The sequence below is a fragment of the Alteromonas sp. AMM-1 genome, from assembly GCF_047290655.1.
In the GTDB taxonomy this organism is placed as follows: domain Bacteria; phylum Pseudomonadota; class Gammaproteobacteria; order Enterobacterales; family Alteromonadaceae; genus Alteromonas; species Alteromonas mangrovi.
The window spans coordinates 1-16531 of record NZ_JBLBUE010000073.1 but is presented as its reverse complement, the minus strand read 5'-3'; the positions used below and the strand labels follow the sequence as shown (position 1 = coordinate 16531).

General features: G+C 48.3%; 17 protein-coding genes. 7 read left to right on the top strand and 10 right to left on the bottom strand.

Annotation, left to right across the window (positions count from 1 at the left end):
- The 3 genes from ACLR2L_RS12345 to panP form a co-directional block, all read left to right on the top strand.
- Window positions 1-573 (top strand): ABC transporter permease (locus tag ACLR2L_RS12345; RefSeq protein ID WP_413368508.1); only part of this gene is annotated, 573 nt, incomplete at its 5' end.
- 3 nt (window positions 574-576) lie between these two features.
- On the top strand, window positions 577-1254 hold the full coding sequence (gene trmB, locus ACLR2L_RS12340) for a tRNA (guanine(46)-N(7))-methyltransferase TrmB (protein WP_140958631.1): 678 nt from the start codon (window positions 577-579) through the stop codon (window positions 1252-1254).
- A gap of 294 nt (window positions 1255-1548) precedes the next feature.
- Window positions 1549-3186, top strand: a complete 1638-nt coding sequence (panP, locus tag ACLR2L_RS12335; protein ID WP_413368506.1) for a pyridoxal-dependent aspartate 1-decarboxylase PanP — start codon at window positions 1549-1551, stop codon at window positions 3184-3186.
- Window positions 3187-3195: 9 nt separating this feature from the next.
- On the opposite strand, the gene ACLR2L_RS12330 is transcribed toward panP, so the two are convergent.
- The 8 genes from ACLR2L_RS12330 to sfsA all read right to left on the bottom strand — a co-directional run bounded on the left by ACLR2L_RS12330 (window position 3196) and on the right by sfsA (window position 11713).
- Window positions 3196-5625 (bottom strand): PAS domain-containing protein, encoded by a 2430-nt coding sequence (locus ACLR2L_RS12330; protein ID WP_413368505.1) that lies wholly within the window; start codon window positions 5623-5625, stop codon window positions 3196-3198.
- A 144-nt stretch (window positions 5626-5769) separates the two neighbouring features.
- On the bottom strand, window positions 5770-6618 hold the full coding sequence (gene panC / locus ACLR2L_RS12325; RefSeq protein WP_413368504.1) for a pantoate--beta-alanine ligase: 849 nt from the start codon (window positions 6616-6618) through the stop codon (window positions 5770-5772).
- Between the two features lie 2 nt (window positions 6619-6620).
- Complete coding sequence (gene panB, locus ACLR2L_RS12320) at window positions 6621-7415, bottom strand: 3-methyl-2-oxobutanoate hydroxymethyltransferase (RefSeq protein WP_413368503.1); 795 nt, start codon at window positions 7413-7415, stop codon at window positions 6621-6623.
- A 40-nt stretch (window positions 7416-7455) separates the two neighbouring features.
- Complete coding sequence (folK, locus tag ACLR2L_RS12315; protein ID WP_413368502.1) at window positions 7456-7959, bottom strand: 2-amino-4-hydroxy-6-hydroxymethyldihydropteridine diphosphokinase; 504 nt, start codon at window positions 7957-7959, stop codon at window positions 7456-7458.
- On the bottom strand, window positions 7949-9292 hold the full coding sequence (gene pcnB, locus ACLR2L_RS12310; RefSeq protein ID WP_413368501.1) for a polynucleotide adenylyltransferase PcnB: 1344 nt from the start codon (window positions 9290-9292) through the stop codon (window positions 7949-7951). The genes folK and pcnB overlap by 11 nt, the downstream gene beginning before the upstream one ends.
- Before the next feature lie 36 nt (window positions 9293-9328).
- A complete protein-coding gene (gluQRS, locus tag ACLR2L_RS12305; RefSeq protein ID WP_413368500.1) occupies window positions 9329-10267 on the bottom strand; it encodes a tRNA glutamyl-Q(34) synthetase GluQRS in 939 nt (312 codons plus the stop codon).
- A 75-nt stretch (window positions 10268-10342) separates the two neighbouring features.
- Window positions 10343-10792 (bottom strand): RNA polymerase-binding protein DksA, encoded by a 450-nt coding sequence (gene dksA / locus ACLR2L_RS12300; RefSeq protein ID WP_140958624.1) that lies wholly within the window; start codon window positions 10790-10792, stop codon window positions 10343-10345.
- 216 nt (window positions 10793-11008) lie between these two features.
- Entirely contained in the window at window positions 11009-11713 is a 705-nt protein-coding gene (sfsA, locus tag ACLR2L_RS12295) for a DNA/RNA nuclease SfsA (protein WP_413368499.1), read from the bottom strand.
- 32 nt (window positions 11714-11745) lie between these two features.
- Here sfsA and pepB point away from each other — a divergent pair, with 32 nt between their 5' ends.
- The gene (gene pepB, locus ACLR2L_RS12290) at window positions 11746-13032 is read left to right on the top strand and encodes an aminopeptidase PepB (RefSeq protein WP_413368498.1); all 1287 of its coding nucleotides are present in this window, start codon (window positions 11746-11748) and stop codon (window positions 13030-13032) included.
- A 74-nt stretch (window positions 13033-13106) separates the two neighbouring features.
- On the opposite strand, the gene ACLR2L_RS12285 is transcribed toward pepB, so the two are convergent.
- Window positions 13107-13289, bottom strand: a complete 183-nt coding sequence (locus ACLR2L_RS12285; protein WP_413368497.1) for a helix-turn-helix domain-containing protein — start codon at window positions 13287-13289, stop codon at window positions 13107-13109.
- 149 nt (window positions 13290-13438) lie between these two features.
- Here ACLR2L_RS12285 and ACLR2L_RS12280 point away from each other — a divergent pair, with 149 nt between their 5' ends.
- Both ACLR2L_RS12280 and ACLR2L_RS12275 read left to right on the top strand, forming a co-directional pair.
- The gene (locus ACLR2L_RS12280; RefSeq protein WP_140958620.1) at window positions 13439-14035 is read left to right on the top strand and encodes a YhgN family NAAT transporter; all 597 of its coding nucleotides are present in this window, start codon (window positions 13439-13441) and stop codon (window positions 14033-14035) included.
- Between the two features lie 11 nt (window positions 14036-14046).
- A complete protein-coding gene (locus ACLR2L_RS12275) occupies window positions 14047-14628 on the top strand; it encodes a YjaG family protein (RefSeq protein WP_413368509.1) in 582 nt (193 codons plus the stop codon).
- A 31-nt stretch (window positions 14629-14659) separates the two neighbouring features.
- Here ACLR2L_RS12275 and rsmD read toward each other — a convergent pair whose 3' ends face one another.
- Window positions 14660-15244 carry a 16S rRNA (guanine(966)-N(2))-methyltransferase RsmD gene (gene rsmD / locus ACLR2L_RS12270; protein ID WP_413368496.1) on the bottom strand — a complete coding sequence of 195 codons (585 nt, stop codon included), beginning with the start codon at window positions 15242-15244 and terminating at the stop codon, window positions 14660-14662.
- A gap of 93 nt (window positions 15245-15337) precedes the next feature.
- On the opposite strand from rsmD, the gene ftsY reads away from it, so the two are divergent.
- Window positions 15338-16531, top strand: a 1194-nt coding sequence (gene ftsY / locus ACLR2L_RS12265; protein WP_413368495.1) for a signal recognition particle-docking protein FtsY, incomplete at its 3' end; no start/stop codon positions are given.

Sequence of the window (16531 nt, the reverse complement as noted above, 5' to 3'; positions counted from 1 at the left end):
ATTATGATGTCGGTGATCACAAACTCCTACGCCAATGTATCTTCGTCGTTTTTCAGCGCCAAGTTCCAGCGCAATCTGGAAGAAATGCTGGTAGCACCGGTACCGGTGTGGGTCATTATTATGGGGTACGTTGGTGGCGGTGTGGCCAGAGCTATCCTGATCGGTTTAATTGTATCGGCAGTATCCATGTGGTTTGTGGATGTCAGTATTCACAGTCTGCCGGTGATTATTATCACGTTACTGTTAACTGCCACGCTGTTTGCAACGGCCGGTTTAGTCAATGGCATTTTTGCCAAAACCTTCGACGACATTAGCCTTATCCCTACGTTTGTGCTCACGCCGCTAACCTATCTGGGCGGTGTGTTCTATTCATTGTCATTGTTGCCGGAATTCTGGCAATGGGTGAGTAAAGCCAATCCTATTGTGTACATGGTGAACGGCTTCCGCTATGGCTTTTTGGGGGTGTCAGATGTCAATGTTGGCGTAGCCATTGGCGTACTGGTGATTTTTAATATCGCGTTGTTCAGTGTGGCATACATGCTGTTAAAGCGCGGCACCGGCATCAGAACGTAACCTATGCAGGGCAATTCTCGCACCGTGGAAACCACCCAGCCGGGTATTCACGACAAACTTGAAGCGCTGGTGGCCCGCTATAGGACTAGTGAGCATAAACGCCCGGTATCGGCGCATACACAACAGGCGTTTAACGCCTTTACCGAGTGGCTGGGTGACTGGCAGGGGCCTTTGATCATTGATTCCTGTTGTGGCGTTGGAAAAAGCACCGCTACCCTTGCAACGCGATTTCCGGATGCGAAAGTAGTAGGGCTGGATAAATCAGATTTGCGCATACAAAAACATGCCCACTATCACAACAATGCCAGTAATTACCGGGTTTTTCGCGCCGATGTAAACGACTTCTGGCGCTTACTGCGACAGGCGCAGCCAGACGCTGCGTGGCAAATAGAACAACATTATTTGTTATACCCCAATCCTTATCCCAAGTCTGCCCAGGTCCAAAAGCGTTGGCACAGCGGCCCGGCGATGCCTGACTTAATGGCAATCGCGCCAATAATTGAAGTACGCAGCAACTGGTTACTTTATTTACAGGAGTTCGCCAGAGCCTGCGAACTTTATGGCAAGTCCACACGTATTGATAGGGTTGAAACTACTACACCAATTACTCCGTTTGAGGAAAAATACCTGCGTAGTGGGCAAGACTGCTGGGTACTTCGCAGTATTGACGCAAATACCTGAAAGTGCATGAAAATGCTGCGAAAGTAGCCGTTTGTGTCAGTAGTGTTACACTTTTCGTAGGCTTTTACGTTAAAATCCTTATAATCGTTGCCCTGTTATTACCGGCTGCTGGCATATTAGACTTTATGGCACTTGGTGTAACAGGCATTCTGCGATAAAGTGCGGTATGAGTAAGAAAGCTCGTCGCTAAGTTTACAGGATGAGTTTCAGGCGTTGCCGTATCGCGTTGCTGTGGTGTAGTAGTTTGAGTAAGAACGACCACAGAGATCTATATTTATTCGAGAGGTGTGTAGTGTGGGTGAAGCACAAGTAAGCTTAGAGCACCTGTTCCGGGTATTCACTAAACCTGAACACAAAGACTCCAAGCTGGCACAAATTGAACAACACCTTTCCGACAATATTCTTGATTTTTTGTCGCAACATGTTGTAACCAAGAAAACGTCTCTGGAAGAGGTGGAGCAGGATTTTGCTGATGCAGCCATGCCTGAATCACCTGAATTCGTTTCAACGCATGCCGAACACCTGCTCGATAAGCTGGTGGCCCATTCGGTAAATACCTATGCACCTACGTTTATTGGCCACATGACGTCAGCGTTGCCCTATTTCCACTTGTCATTGTCTAAGCTGCTGGTCGGACTCAACCAGAACCTGGTAAAGATTGAAACCTCAAAAGCATTTACGCCGTTAGAGCGCCAAGTGCTGGGGATGATGCACAACCTGGTTTATGAGCAATCAGAACCTTTCTACCAAAAGTATTTGCACAGTGCCCGTCATGCTTTGGGGGCGTTTTGTTCCGGAGGAACGGTTGCAAATATCACAGCGCTTTGGGTTGCCCGAAACAAGATGCTTGGCCCCGATGCCGGGTTTGCTGGTGTGGCTCGAGCTGGTTTAGCCAGCGCGCTTCGCCACTATAACATTAACAACCTGGGTGTACTGTGTTCTAAGCGGGGGCATTACAGCCTGTCTAAAGCCGTTGACCTGCTGGGGATTGGGCGTGAAAGTTTATTAACGCAACCTTGCCCTGATCAGGTACTCGATCCTGCGGTTGCACTAAAAGCCGGCAAAATGTATCAGGAACAAGGGAATCGCCTGCTGGCAATTGTTGGCATTGGCGGTACCACCGAAACCGGCCATGTTGACCCTCTGGATGAGTTGGCAGATGTGGCTAAGGAGCTGGGTTGCTGGTTCCACGTCGACGCTGCCTGGGGTGGCGCAACACTGTTTTCGCAGAACTATCGTCCCATTATGAAGGGTATCGAGCGTGCTGATTCCGTCACTATCGATGCTCACAAGCAAATGTACGTGCCCATGGGCGCGGGTATGACCCTGTTTAAAAACCCTGAAGATGCCAATGCAGTGCGTCATCACGCGCAATACATTTTGCGCGAAGGCTCAAAAGATCTTGGCGCGACTACGCTGGAAGGTTCCCGCAATGGTATGGCAATGATGGTGTACTCATCGTTGCATATATTGGGACGCCGCGGCTACGAACTGCTCATAAATCAAAGTATTGATAAAGCAAAGCAATTTGCCAAAATGATAGATGAACACCCCGACTTTGAATTGGTTACTTCGCCTATTTTGTCTTTGCTAACCTACCGCGTGCTGCCACAATCGGTCCAACAGAAACTAATTTCATTACCCGCAGGAAAAGCCCAACGATTGAATGGCAAAGTGGACAAATTAGTTGTGAATGTGCAGAAATTACAGCGTGAGGCCGGCAAGTCATTTGTTTCGCGTACGCGACTGGAGAGTCCCAAATACGGTGCCTATCCCATTACGGTATTCCGGGTCGTTCTGGCGAATCCGCTTACCACAACAGCAGACCTGCAAGCCATTCTCAAGGAACAGCACGAAATAGCGATGCGCAATAAGGTGTGGCAAGAGTTATTACCTGCCGACAATTTATTGGCCAAAGTGGCGAATAATTAATAGCTTATTCTAGTGCTCTGCCGTTTCGGGAAGACTTTGTGGATTGATATGTGTCTTTAACATTGAGTACAACACCTTCGCGTCTACAGGTTTGCAAATGTGACCTGAAAACCCTCGTTTCTGGTAATCTTCGATATCCGACGCCATGACATTGGCCGTAATAGCAATAATAGGAATGTTTTTGTTCAGTGTTGAAATAGCCTTTTGGGCTTGCAAACCATCCATCTCCGGCATTTGAATGTCCATTAATACGACATCAAAATCCTGATTGGTAACCGCTTCTACTGCTTGTCGGCCGTTTTCTACCAGCGTAACCTCCGCATGGGTTTCAGCCAAAAATGCCTCAACAACAGCCTGATTAATCAGGTTGTCTTCAGCAACCAGCACTTTTTTGCCAGTTAAACTGGGTACTTCGGGTGTATCATCTTGATTGCCTTCCTGAATGCTAACGTCTCTTTCCAGCGGGAGAATGACGGTAACCTTAGTACCGACACCCTCTTTACTTTGTATTTGAATATCGCCGTTCATTAGTCGGGCAAGATTCATGGATATCGACATACCCAATCCGGTGCCGCCAAACTTGCGGGTAATGGACGAATCAGCCTGAGTGAAGCGGTCAAAAATATGCTTACAGGCTTCTTCGCTCATGCCAATGCCAGTATCCGATATCGCAATTGAGATGGCAGTGCCCTTTTGGTATTCGGTACAAGCTAAATGGATTTCAACGTGTCCTTCGGAAGTGAATTTAACAGCATTGGAAGCAATATTGAGTAATATTTGTTTTACTCTAACCATATCCCCAAGCCAGGTATCCGGAAAGTCACTGGCAATATGTGTTTTCAGCGTGATCCCTTGGTTGTTTACCAAAGGCTGCAAATCGTATTCAACTGATTCAACAACATCCTGCATAGAGAAAGGCTTATTCTCCAGCAGTAACATGTCTGATTCAATTTTAGAGTAATCCAGCACGTCATTAATAATGGTGAGCAGACTTTGGGCTGAGAACGTGGCCTTGTGTAAGATATCTTCGAGTGTGTCGTCCAGGTCTGCATGTTTCAGCAGCTGTAATCCACCCAGTATGGCATTCATTGGCGTACGAATCTCGTGACTCATATTGGCTAGAAAGGCACTCTTGGCTCTAGAGGCAGCTTCGGCCTTTAATTTTTCCTGCTCAAGCGTTGCAAGTGTTTCCACTTTATCTGATACGTCATAATTCACGCCGATCATTTTAATCGGGTTGCCTGCGTTATCCGATATAACCAATGCATTGGCTTTGATATGTCGAATTTGTTGGTCGGGTAATATAATTCTAAATTGCGTATCAAAACGCTTTTGCCCGGAAATGGCTTTGTTTAGCAGCTCTGTAGCGGGCACCAAATCGTCAGGGTGTATCCTGTTTTCCCAATCTGAAAAACTACCAGTAAATTGTGCTTCACTGATTCCATACAACGTTAACATGGCCTTATCCCACTGTAACTCGCCACAGGAAATATCCCATTCCCAAATACCCATTTCCATCGAATCATGGGCAAGTTGCATGCGTAATGCGTTGTTAATCGCCTCGGATTTTGCAGTTTGCAGTGCTTCCTTTTCTTTCCTTTGACGTGTGATGTCTTGCATAACACCAAACAGTCTTACGCATTTGCCATTCTCAAAAAATGGCTTACCCAGCGTTCTTACCCAAACTTGGCGTCCGAATGCCGTGGTTAATTCGAGTTCCAGCGCCCAGGGACGTCCTTCACTCATACCTTTTTCGATAGCATGGGTTATTTGTAGTCTGCTCTCGCCCTCTTTATAAAAATTAATACCCGATGAGAGATTAGGTTCATAATCGTCGGGTACATCGTGAATACGACGAGTTTGTTGGCTCCAGCTTATTTCGCCCGTAAGCAGATCCATTTCCCAGGTGCCAATTTCTGCAATCTGCTCAAGCTCTTCAAGTACCAGGCTTTGCTTTTGCAATGCGGATGATTGCATTTGGGCATTTTCTGTTCGATGAATGGCTTGTTGTTGAAGCGTTGAGATATTGGTTAATGTACCAACAATCCGGATAGGCTTTGCCTCTTTATTGCGAATTGCTACTGCTCGAATCCTAACCCATACAACATTGTTGTTGCGGTGTTGAAATCGGACAATCTGATCTATTTGGTGCGAGGGGAGTGAGGTATGTTTCTTAACATTAGTGAGTAATTCGTTTAAATCGTTTTCATCAATGTAAGACTCCCATTGTGCAGTCTGGGTTTGTTTAATTATTGCATCGTATCCCAGCATGCCCCAAAAGGCGTCGCTCATCCATCCTCGCCCTTCGCTTTCCAGATCCCAATACCAGATCCCATCCAGCACACAGCTATCGATAAGTTTAAACAGAAACTTATTATCACCAAAAAAGCCGTTTAGCTCATCAATGATTGTCTGTTGCCGGGAAATGGCTTTGGTCAAAGGTGTGCCTCGCTAAAACAGAAATGCAAGTTTGTTTAATAAGCGTAGCAGTGGGATGAAAGGGCTGCAAAGATTTAGGGGTGAGCTGCAGCAAAAGTCTTAACGAAACTCATGGATAAGTTTCGTTAAGACCAGATAGACGATTTATCGGGAAAAATGCAGATTGTCGATAAGACGTGTTTTGCCCATAAAGGCGGCGATCAAAATAACCAGATCGGTATCGCTATCTTTTGCAGGCTGCAAAGTCCGGGCATTGCATACCGCAACATAGTCGCGTTTGAATCCTGCGTCTTCCAACTGCGATACTGCCTGATTAATAATCGTCGCCTGAGACGCTATGCGGTTGCATAGCGCATCGCGCATCGCGTTCATTGTGGCGTAAATCTGGGTGGCTTGTTTGCGCTCAGCTTCCGATAAATACCCATTTCTTGAACTCAGAGCCAATCCGTCAGCCTGTCTTCGGGTTGGAATACCGACAATTTCGATTGGCAACGACAAGTCTTCCACCATGGTGCGGATAACCTGAAGCTGCTGAAAGTCTTTTTCGCCAAAACAAGCCACATCAGGCTGAACCATGTTAAATAGCTTGCACACAATGGTAGCGACCCCACGAAAATGCCCAGGACGGCTGGCGCCACACCACAGTTCGGATATGCCGGGCACTTCCACAAACGTTTGTTCGTTAAGACCGCGAGGGTAAATATCGCTGGCTGCCGGGAAAAACAACGCTTCAACCCCTTCGGCATGGAGTTTGGCTTTATCTGCGTCCAACGTACGGGGGTAGGCATCAAGGTCTTCGTTCGCACCAAACTGCATCGGGTTTACGAAAATTGATACGATTACTACATCTGCCCGTTGTCTGGCTTGCCGGACTAACTCGATGTGGCCATCGTGCAGGTTGCCCATAGTGGGAACAAACGCGACGCGCAGCTGTGCCTGCCGCCACTGCTGGCGGGTCTCACGTAAAGTGCTCAGGGTTTCTATAAATTTCATAATTACTCGAAGCTGTGTTCCGGACCAGGAAATTCAACGGCTTTAACCTGCTCTATATACCGGTTAACCGCTTCTCGAAGATCACCGGTTTCAGTTAAATAGTTTTTGGAAAACTTAGGCATATAGTTGGCACTGATCCCAAACATGTCGTGCATTACCAGTATCTGACCATCTGTATGAGGGCCTGCGCCAATGCCAATAACCGGAATGGTGAGTGCCTGACTAATGCGCTTGGCAAGTGAGGTGGGAACCAGTTCCAATACCAGCAGTTGCGCACCGGCCTGTTCAAGTGCCAACGCGTCGTCCAGCAATTGCTGTGCTTTGTCAGATTCCCGGCCTTGCACTTTGAAACCGCCAAACACATTTACCGATTGCGGCGTTAAACCAAGGTGACCACAAACTGGTACCCCCCTGTCGCGCAAGCCACTGATAGACTCAGCAAGCCAGCGCCCGCCTTCCAGTTTTACCATACTGGCTCCCGCTGCCATTAAGGTAGCAGCATTGAGATAGGTTTGCTCTGGCGTGGAATAAGACATAAAGGGCATATCCGCAATCACAAAGGCCCGTTCGGCTCCCGCACGCACGCAGCGTGTGTGGTAAGCAACGTCTTGTGTGGTAACCGGTAGCGTACTGTCCTGTCCTTGTAACACCATACCCAGTGAATCGCCGATAAGCAGTATATCAATACCCTGTTCGTCGAACAGCTTGGCAAAACTGGCATCGTAAGCGGTTAAGGCAGTAATTTTCTCTGCCGCTTGCTTTTTGGCTAATAGGGTAGAAATGGTTATTTTTTTCATAAGTGATCTCCTAAACAGGATACACGGGACTATACGTATTTTACGTGCGAATGGAAGAGGGAAGGCGTTTTAAGCCGTCCAGAGAACAGCGTGACACCCAAACCGATAAGGGATGGCCATCTGGCATAATCAGCTCCGGGGCAATTTCAAACAGAGGTACCAGAACAAATTCCCGCTCTGCCATACCGTAATGCGGCACGGTAAGCTCCGGTGTGTCGATGACTTCTTCACCAAACAACAAAATGTCCAGGTCAACCGTACGAGGTCCCCAACGCTCACCATCGCGAATTCGGCCGAGTGCGGTTTCAATCTTTTGAAGCCCACGTAATAAATCATGCGGCGTCATTGTGGTGGTTAATTTGGCAACTGCATTGACGTAGGGCGGCTGGTCAGGCGGTCCCATTGGCTTGCTTTGGTAAAATGACGACGTATGCACAACCTGTGTATGTTCCAGGTCGTTAATTGCCGTTATGGCAGCAACGAGTTGTCCAACAGAATCGCCCAGATTACTACCCAGGCCAACGAATACACGGCTACTCTGCATGATCTTCAGGCTTTGACTTGCGCGGGCGACGGCGTTTACGCGGTGCAGACCCTTCATGTTGACGCAGTTGGTTTAGGAGTTTCTTTTGCTTGCCCGCATCGGCATGCTGGAATTGCGTCCACCAATCTGCCAGTTCGAGCGTTTGTCCGCCTTCTACCTGCCCCCTGGCCAATAAGAAGTCATAACCTGCTCTGAATTTAGGGTGCGATAATAACTGGAACGCGCGACGACCAAATCTACGGGGCAAACGCTGTTGTAGAATCCAGATATCTCTTATCACAGTACTGAAGCGCTTCGGGATCATTATACGTAGGGTTTGTTTGTGCAATATGTCGCCCATCGCAATATTAAATGCATCGTTACTGTTTAATCCTGCTTCCGACTGCAGTTTCAAGGCATGCTCTTCAACCGGATACCACAACAGACTGGCATAAAGGAACGCAGGGGTAACGCGCTGACCACTGTTGATACGTTCATCCGTGTTCTTCAGAACGATTTCCAGTAACTGAATTTCCCTGCCGTCTTTAGTATGCAGTACATTCGCCAGTGCCGGAAACAGTGGGTCGAGCAATTTGTAATGATTCAGCAGGCGAAAGGTGTCGAGCCCATGACCCGACAAAAACAATTTAAGTGTTTCTTCAAATAGCCGCGCTGCCGGGATGTTGCTTAGCAAATGGCCATGGGCCAAAATAGGTTTTGCAGAACGGGGCGTGATATTCATGCCGAGCTTGGCTGCGAATCTCACCGCGCGCAGCATGCGAACAGGATCTTCGCGATAACGTACATCAGGATCGCCAATTAATTCTACTTCGCGCCGATTAATGGCGTTAACGCCATTGGCGAAGTCAGTTACCGAGAATGTTGCCACATCGTAATACATGGCGTTAAAGGTAAAATCGCGGCGTTCAGCATCTTCTTCAATTGTGCCAAACACGTTATCCCGGACTAACTGGCCCTGTTCGTCTTGCTTAGCGCTGCTGGTTTCATCACTGTGGTGACCACGGAAAGTAGCTACTTCAATAATTTCGCGACCAAAAACCACATGGGCCAGTCTGAAGCGTCGGCCGATTAAGCGGCAGTTGCGGAATAGTTCTTTGATTTGTTCAGGCGTTGCGTTGGTAACCACATCAAAGTCTTTCGGTTTATGTCCGAGCATCAGGTCGCGTACACAGCCCCCAACCAAATACGCATCGAATCCGGCGTTGTTTAGCCGGTACATCACTTTAAGCGCATTGTCGCTGATGTCTTCTCTGGAAATACAGTGTTCAGCCCTTGGGATCACAACACCTTTCAGTGTGGTGTTATTGCTCTCGCGGCTTAGCACTCGCTTCATCTTGTCCAGAACACGGGTAATGATGGTGATTACTCCTCAATTATTTCGGCCGGTATGATAAGTAGATTCTGCCTCATCGACAATAACTTCCTGCATTTTAGGCACATTTCCATACTGCCAGTTTGCAGTAGCGGCGTCTAATATATCTGATACCGTGTCGCCTTTCACTGAAGACAGACCCAAAAAGGCCAAAGCGCGTAGCAAGTTGTCTTCTGGGGTGGCCAAATCCAACGCCCTGGCGTGGTTTTGCTTACTTAATTTTCGCCCTTTCGCTGTTGCTGCTACCGGAATATGGGCATACGCGGGGGCTTTGGCATCAAGTATTTTATACAAGGTAAGGTGGGCGGCGGTGGTATCCAGTAAATCACTGCCCCGTACAATATGCGTTACGCCCTGGGCGATATCGTCCACCACCACCACAAGATTGTAACTGTAAATGCCATCGCTGCGCTGCAGTAACGTATCTTCCAGTGCGTGTGGCTCGGTGACACAAATTTGCCCCAGGATGGCATCGGAGAAAGACGTCACAATGCTGTTACATTGCAACCTGACGGCGTGTCCCGCGGTTGAATGACCGGCCGTGCGGCAAGTGCCTGGATAAACGCCACCCTGCGCCCGAATTTGCTTACGGGTGCAAACACAGCCATAGACCTGCTGCTGCGCTGTTAGCCGCTGAATTACAGCCTGATATACAGGTAAACGCGCAGATTGATACCATACATCGCCATCCCATTGGAGTCCGTGGGCTAACAGTGCTTGCATAATAAGCTGATCGGCACCGTCTACACATCGCGGTTGATCGATATCTTCCATGCGCAGGATCCATCGACCGTTATTCGCCCGCGCGTCTAAGTAGCTGGCGAGTGCCGCAAGCAATGATCCAAAATGCAAGGGACCTGTCGGTGACGGAGCAAACCTGCCGACGTATCCGTTTTGGGATGAATTAGTGGAAATAGGGGACAAGAAATCCTGCATCACAGTGGTGAGGCAAAGGTTAAGTAGCGAAGCAAACGACCTGCTTATAAAAACAGGCCGATATGGCTACAAGGATTAACCCTGCAGTTGCTTCTCTTTTATTTCAGCCATGGTTTTGCAGTCAATACACAAGTCTGCAGTGGGTCTGGCTTCTAAACGGCGAATACCGATTTCGATACCACAGGAGTCGCAGAAGCCAAAATCGTCTTCTTCAATGCGTTTCAGGGTTTTCTCAATCTTCTTAATCAGCTTGCGTTCGCGATCCCGCGTTCTCAGCTCCAGACTGAATTCCTCTTCCTGAGCTGCACGATCAACTGGGTCCGGGAAATTTGCCGCTTCATCTTTCATGTGCGAAACAGTGCGATCCACTTCTTCACGCAACTGATTACGCCAGGCTTTCAGTATTAAACGAAAATGCTCCATTTGAGCTTCGTTCATATACTCTTCGTTGTCTTTTGACTGGTACGGGGTAAGCCCGGCAAGTGCCAAAAGGCCAAGGGATTTGGTTTCTTTCTCAGCTGGCATGTGCCACATCTCCTACACTACGACACCCTAAATGTCCTGAAATAAACGGTTATCTATAACAGAATCGTGTTGTACAGGCAACGTAAAGTGTCTTTAACTGATTACGGCACACGTTTCCTATTAATCGTATGCGCTATTGCCGCACCCATAAAAAATGCGGGCTTTTTTCAGCAAGCCGCAAATATGCCGTCCAAATCTTAAAAATCAACTCTTTTTTTACAAAATAACCGGGAGTAATTGATTTATAGTGATTTTTTCTTCACTCATTTTACAGCTTACGGCAAGTACTTTTACGCCGGCGGCCACAGCATCCTCCACTGCTAAAGCATAGGCTGGGTCTATGTGGTGGGCAACACTGACCTGTTCAATAGCGCTGTGCTGCACACAAAAGAACAGACAGGTATCAACACCGGTTCTTGCAAGTTCGGCAAGTCCTTGCACATGTTTTGTGCCTCTTGTGGTTACCGCGTCTGGAAAATAGCCCTGTTTACCGTTTGCCAGGGTAACGGATTTAACTTCCAGATAACAGAGTGAATTATCCTGTTGGGTCAGGCAGAAATCAAACCTTGATTGACCATCTGGCGCTTTTACTTCTCGGCGAACCGCCTGTAAGTGTTCAAACAATGGGTGAATACCCTGTTTAATCGCTTCGCTGGCCAACGTGTTGGCATGCTGAGTGTTAATCCCAATCCAGTGCTGTTGTGGGGTAAAGACCAGTTCCCATGTGAATTTAAGTTTACGCTTGGGGTTGTTAGCAGGGCTCACATAGGTAATAAAGCCAGGTTCAGCACATCCTGTCATTGCGCCGGTATTGGGGCAGTGCGCAGTGATGTGTTCGCCGGAATCGAGCAATATATCGGCAAAAAAGCGTTTGTATCGACGAATCAGTGTGCCGCGTAGCAAAGGTGAAGTAAACTGCATAAACGAATCACGTTATAAAACATGAGGACATTATGACTGACATGCAAGTGAAGATCACGGATACCCCTGCTGCGCTGAGTTGGGGTGAAAAAGCCGTGCTGAGTATTTCCGGTGATCAGGCGCTGATTCACATTAATGAAAAGCAGGATCGGTTGCGGGTTATCCGTCGGGCTGCTCGTCAACTCGACAGCATGAATATACCCGTTGTGGTACTGGATGGAACGTGGGAGAAAAACGAGCAATGGACATTTGCGGGCAGTTTTACGCGGGCTTTCAGACCCGGCCGGGTTGTGTTTTGCGACAACAGCGACAAAGCAGAGTTAGAAAAGGCATTCTCGGCGCTGTTGTTTACGCGCAAGCTTATCAATGACACGCCAGAAGTGTTATCGCCAATGGCGTTGGCTCAACGCGCGGCTGACTGGTTAAAGTCGCTGGCACCCGATGCCGTGAGTTATCAGCTGATAGCCGGTGAAGCGCTGCAGGCGCAGGGCTGGACAGGGATCTACAATGTAGGGCGTGGGAGTGACCGTGAACCCGTGTTCCTGCAACTGGATTACAATCCAGCAGGAGAAAGCAATACGCCAGTGTCAACGGCGCTGGTAGGCAAAGGGATTACCTTCGACAGCGGTGGTTACAGTATGAAATCAAGCGAAGGTATGCTGGACATGAAGTGTGACATGGGCGGTGCTGCAACGGTGACGGGCGCTTTAGGGCTAGCCATCATGCAAGGGTTGAATAAACGCGTAAAATTATATCTGTGCTGTGCAGAAAACCTGGTGAGCGGGCATGCCTATAAATTAGGCGACATTCTTACCTATAAAAACGGTACCAGTGTGGAAATCGTAAATACCGATGCCGAAGGCCGATTGGTACTTGCCGATGGCTTAATCGCCGCCGTGGAATCGCAGGCTAAGTATATTGTAGATGCCGCCACTCTCACCGGAGCCGCTACGGTAGCGTTGGGCTACGACTATCACGCGGTATTTAGTCTGAACCCCGCGTTGTCACAAACGCTGCTGGACGTGGCTAAGACTGAACAAGAAAAATTCTGGCCGTTACCTTTGGAAACCTGGCACCAGGACCGTTGCCCTTCTGCATTTGCTGATACAGCAAACTCGCGGGCGCAAAAAGGTGGTGGTGCAGGTGGTGCATCCAATGCTGCGGGCTTCTTATCGCGTTTTGTTACCGGTAACGAACAAGGCTGGCTGCATTTAGATCTGGCAGCCGCTTACCACGGTAGTGCTAACGCCGAGATGCCGGCAGGTGGTACAGGTGCGGGCATAAAGACGCTTGCAGCTTTTCTTCGCTCAGCAGAATAAGTAAATAAAGACAACACCGTCCTGTTTTAGCGGGACGGTTTTATTGTACTTGCTGAGAAGGGTTCCGATGTGCGTCAGATACCGCCAAGACGCTCGGCAAGCGCTTTGTATTTTTCTACATCGGTGCGGTCGAACAATGGGCTACCTGCCTGGTCTTTATCTTTGGCTACCAGTAAACTTTCACGTTGTAATCGTTCTACCCGAATTTCTTGTACATTGAGGAAGTCAGCTACTTCCCGCACAGTCATTAAGCTCATCTTTGCAACCTGTGTTGTTAGAGGTAAATAGAGTAAAGCGCAAAAATGTCTGTTTGTGAATAAAAAGTTAATGTTTGTTCTGCCGGGCAAAAATGCCAGTAGTCAACAATCTCTATGGCAAGAGTGCATTTTTAATAAGAGGAAAATTAATGGATACCTGGTCTGCAGCGGTCATGCTGTTTTTGATTATGGACCCGCTGGGTAACCTGCCGATCTTTATGTCGGTACTGAAAATGATTGAGCCTAAACGACGCCGATTCATTTTGATTCGTGAGTTGTTGTTTGCGCTGGTTATTTTGTATGTGTTTCTGTTTAGCGGACAGGCAGTACTGGATTTTCTCAACGTTAAACAGGAAACCGTGAGCATCGCTGGCGGTATTATTTTGTTTTTAATTGCATTGAAGATGATTTTTCCGGTAAAAGGCACCAGCCCGATTGGATTGGCAGCAGGCGAAGAGCCTTACATCGTGCCGTTAGCTATTCCCATGATTGCCGGGCCTTCTACATTGGCCGCATTAATTTTATTGTCGAATCAAAGTCCGGATAGAATGGCGGATTGGGCGCTGGCATTGGGCGCTGCCTGGCTGGTCAGTGCTGCCATTTTACTTTTTTCTGGTGTATTTCATCGTATACTTGGCGAGCGAGGCCTGGCTGCTATGGAGCGGCTGATGGGCATGATTCTGGTGATGATTGCAATACAAATGTTTTTAAACGGTGTCGGCACGTACTTTTCGCAAGTAGGTTAGCCCGGAGAGGTATTTTGAATAATAAATTGTCCACGTTTGCGCAAGTGCGCGCGTTAGAAGGCCGAAATGCAATTGCGTTCAGCGTAGCGCTGCTGGATAGAATGGTGCCCAATTATCAGCTTTTTTGTGAGGTCACTGAGTTTGGGGATCCCACCGTGCTTAGCCACTGCCTGAATTTAATGTGGGAAGTGCTGGCTAACCCTAAAAGTAAAGTGAATTTTGCAACGCAACTGGAAAAGGTAGAAGAAGCCACGCCGGATACCAATGATTTTGATAACTACGGTGTATATCCTGCTATTGATGCGGCTATCGCGATGTCGGCTACCATTAATCTGATTTTAAAAGAAGACCCGCAAGGGGCGGTAGTGGTGAGCAAGCTGTCCCAGGGCAGTGTGGAAGCCTATCTGTTGGCTACCGGAGAAGCCACTGACGAAACAGTAAAAACTCACCCACTCATGCAGTTTGAAATTGCCATTCAACAGGAACTGCTGGATGCAGTGCAAAGTGATCAGCCATGGCTGGACATGTTAAAAACGCTGAAAGATATTGCCGCCAGTGAAGGGATCAGCAATATTGGAATCGAACGGGATTAGCCAGTGAATGGCTTTGTTAACCGCCTTAAAGTCAGGCGGTTAACAGGTAATAACTGAATTGCCCGGTTTGCTTGTGTTTCAACACACTTGCTCCTTGGGGTAGCAGCAATGGCGGGGCACCGACTTCCTGTTCAACGTAGATTTTTGCTGATTCGGCTATTAACCCATGTTGCTGTAAAGCTTGTAGGGCAGGGTTAACCAGATTGTGTTGAAAAGGTGGATCGATAAAGATAAGGTCAAAAGGGCCTGATAAGGCGGGCAACACTTGCAGAGCATCACCCTGGTGCACAGTGGCTTGTGCTTTGAGCAATGCCAGGTTCTTTTTCAACTGACCTGCCGCCTGACTATTCTTTTCAATAAAGGTGGCTTCGCTGGCAAAACGCGACAAGGATTCCATACCCAGTACACCTGAGCCCGCAAACACATCCAGTACCCGGGCGTCCTGTACGTCAGCCATTAACCAATTAAATAGGGTCTCCCGGGTGCGATCTGTACTGGGTCTTAGTCCTTCCGCATCCAGCACTGGCAAGCGCCTTCCGCGCCATTGCCCGCTAATGATCCTTACACTGCCGCTCCGCCCGGATGGACGCTGAGATTTTTTTGCTACTCGATTCATTGTGCCAGAGAATGCTATGATTCGCCGATATTGATTGAATTTGTCTCCAGTTTACCGCACAACGCGGAATCTCAGTAAGGATTTATCAGCACTATGTCTAAACTTTTTGGCTGGTTGAACAAGAAAAAGCCCGAAGAAAAAACACAAAGTGAAGCACCAGCTGCAAATGTACAGGGTGCTACGCCTGTAGAGTCAGCGCCCGTAAATACAGCTACTCCAACAGAGCCCGTTGCCACCATCGAGCCTGAGGCTGTTAGTGCAGTGGATGAGGCATCGCCCCCGGCACCGGTAGTACCAGATTCCGTTCCATCCAGCGAGCCCGTGGCAAAACCCGTCACTAAGGCTGTACCACCCGCAGAAGAGAAAGCTTCGTTTTTCGGCCGTCTGAAAGCCAGCTTGTCGCGCACCAAGGCCAATCTGGGCAGTGGCATTGTTAGCCTGTTTAAAGGCAAAACGATTGATGAAGAGCTATACGAGGAGCTCGAAACGCAGTTATTGGTTGCAGATGTGGGAATGGACACCACGGGTAAAATTATCAAACGGTTAACTGAGCAAGCCAAAATCTCTCAGCTAAAAGATGGCGATGCGCTGTATCAGTTGCTAAAAGGGCAGTTAAAAGGCCTGCTCACGAATGTGGATAAACCGTTACCCGAAGTCATTGCCCGTCACAATAAAGCCGATGGCCCGTTTGTGATCCTGATGGTCGGTGTAAATGGCGTTGGGAAAACCACCACTATTGGCAAACTGGCTAAGCAGTTCCAGCAGCAGGGTAAGAAGGTCATGCTGGCAGCTGGCGATACATTCCGTGCCGCCGCGGTTGAGCAATTGCAGGTGTGGGGAGAGCGAAACCATATTCCGGTAATCGCACAGCCAACGGGTTCCGATAGTGCGTCTGTATTGTTTGATGCCTTGCAATCGGCTAAAGCTCGCGGTATTGATATACTTATCGCCGATACAGCCGGGCGTCTGCAAAATAAAGACAACTTAATGGAAGAGTTGAAAAAAGTGGTACGGGTGATGAAGAAGATCAACCCGTCAGCACCTCACGAAGTAATGCTCACGCTTGACGCGGGCACCGGTCAGAATGCAGTTAGCCAGGCCAAATTGTTTGATCAGGCTGTAGGATTAACCGGCATCACATTAACTAAGCTCGACGGGACGGCCAAGGGCGGTGTTATTTTTGCCATTGCCGATCAGTTTGCTATTCCCATTCGCTACATCGGCGTTGGCGAGGGTATTGATGATTTGCGCAGCTTTAACGGCGAAGAATTCATTGAAGCACTCTTT

Coding starts and splice junctions, on each gene's coding strand:
- folK (WP_413368502.1), bottom strand. CDS start 7,959: ATGCAGAGTAGCCGTGTATTCGTTGGCCTGGGTAGTAATCTGGGCGAT.
- pcnB (WP_413368501.1), bottom strand. CDS start 9,292: ATGAAGCGAGTGCTAAGCCGCGAGAGCAATAACACCACACTGAAAGGT.
- dksA (WP_140958624.1), bottom strand. CDS start 10,792: ATGCCAGCTGAGAAAGAAACCAAATCCCTTGGCCTTTTGGCACTTGCC.
- pepB (WP_413368498.1), top strand. CDS start 11,746: ATGACTGACATGCAAGTGAAGATCACGGATACCCCTGCTGCGCTGAGT.
- sfsA (WP_413368499.1), bottom strand. CDS start 11,713: ATGCAGTTTACTTCACCTTTGCTACGCGGCACACTGATTCGTCGATAC.
- panC (WP_413368504.1), bottom strand. CDS start 6,618: ATGAAATTTATAGAAACCCTGAGCACTTTACGTGAGACCCGCCAGCAG.
- trmB (WP_140958631.1), top strand. CDS start 577: ATGCAGGGCAATTCTCGCACCGTGGAAACCACCCAGCCGGGTATTCAC.
- gluQRS (WP_413368500.1), bottom strand. CDS start 10,267: ATGCAGGATTTCTTGTCCCCTATTTCCACTAATTCATCCCAAAACGGA.
- ACLR2L_RS12285 (WP_413368497.1), bottom strand. CDS start 13,289: ATGAGCTTAATGACTGTGCGGGAAGTAGCTGACTTCCTCAATGTACAA.
- ACLR2L_RS12280 (WP_140958620.1), top strand. CDS start 13,439: ATGGATACCTGGTCTGCAGCGGTCATGCTGTTTTTGATTATGGACCCG.
- rsmD (WP_413368496.1), bottom strand. CDS start 15,244: ATGAATCGAGTAGCAAAAAAATCTCAGCGTCCATCCGGGCGGAGCGGC.
- panB (WP_413368503.1), bottom strand. CDS start 7,415: ATGAAAAAAATAACCATTTCTACCCTATTAGCCAAAAAGCAAGCGGCA.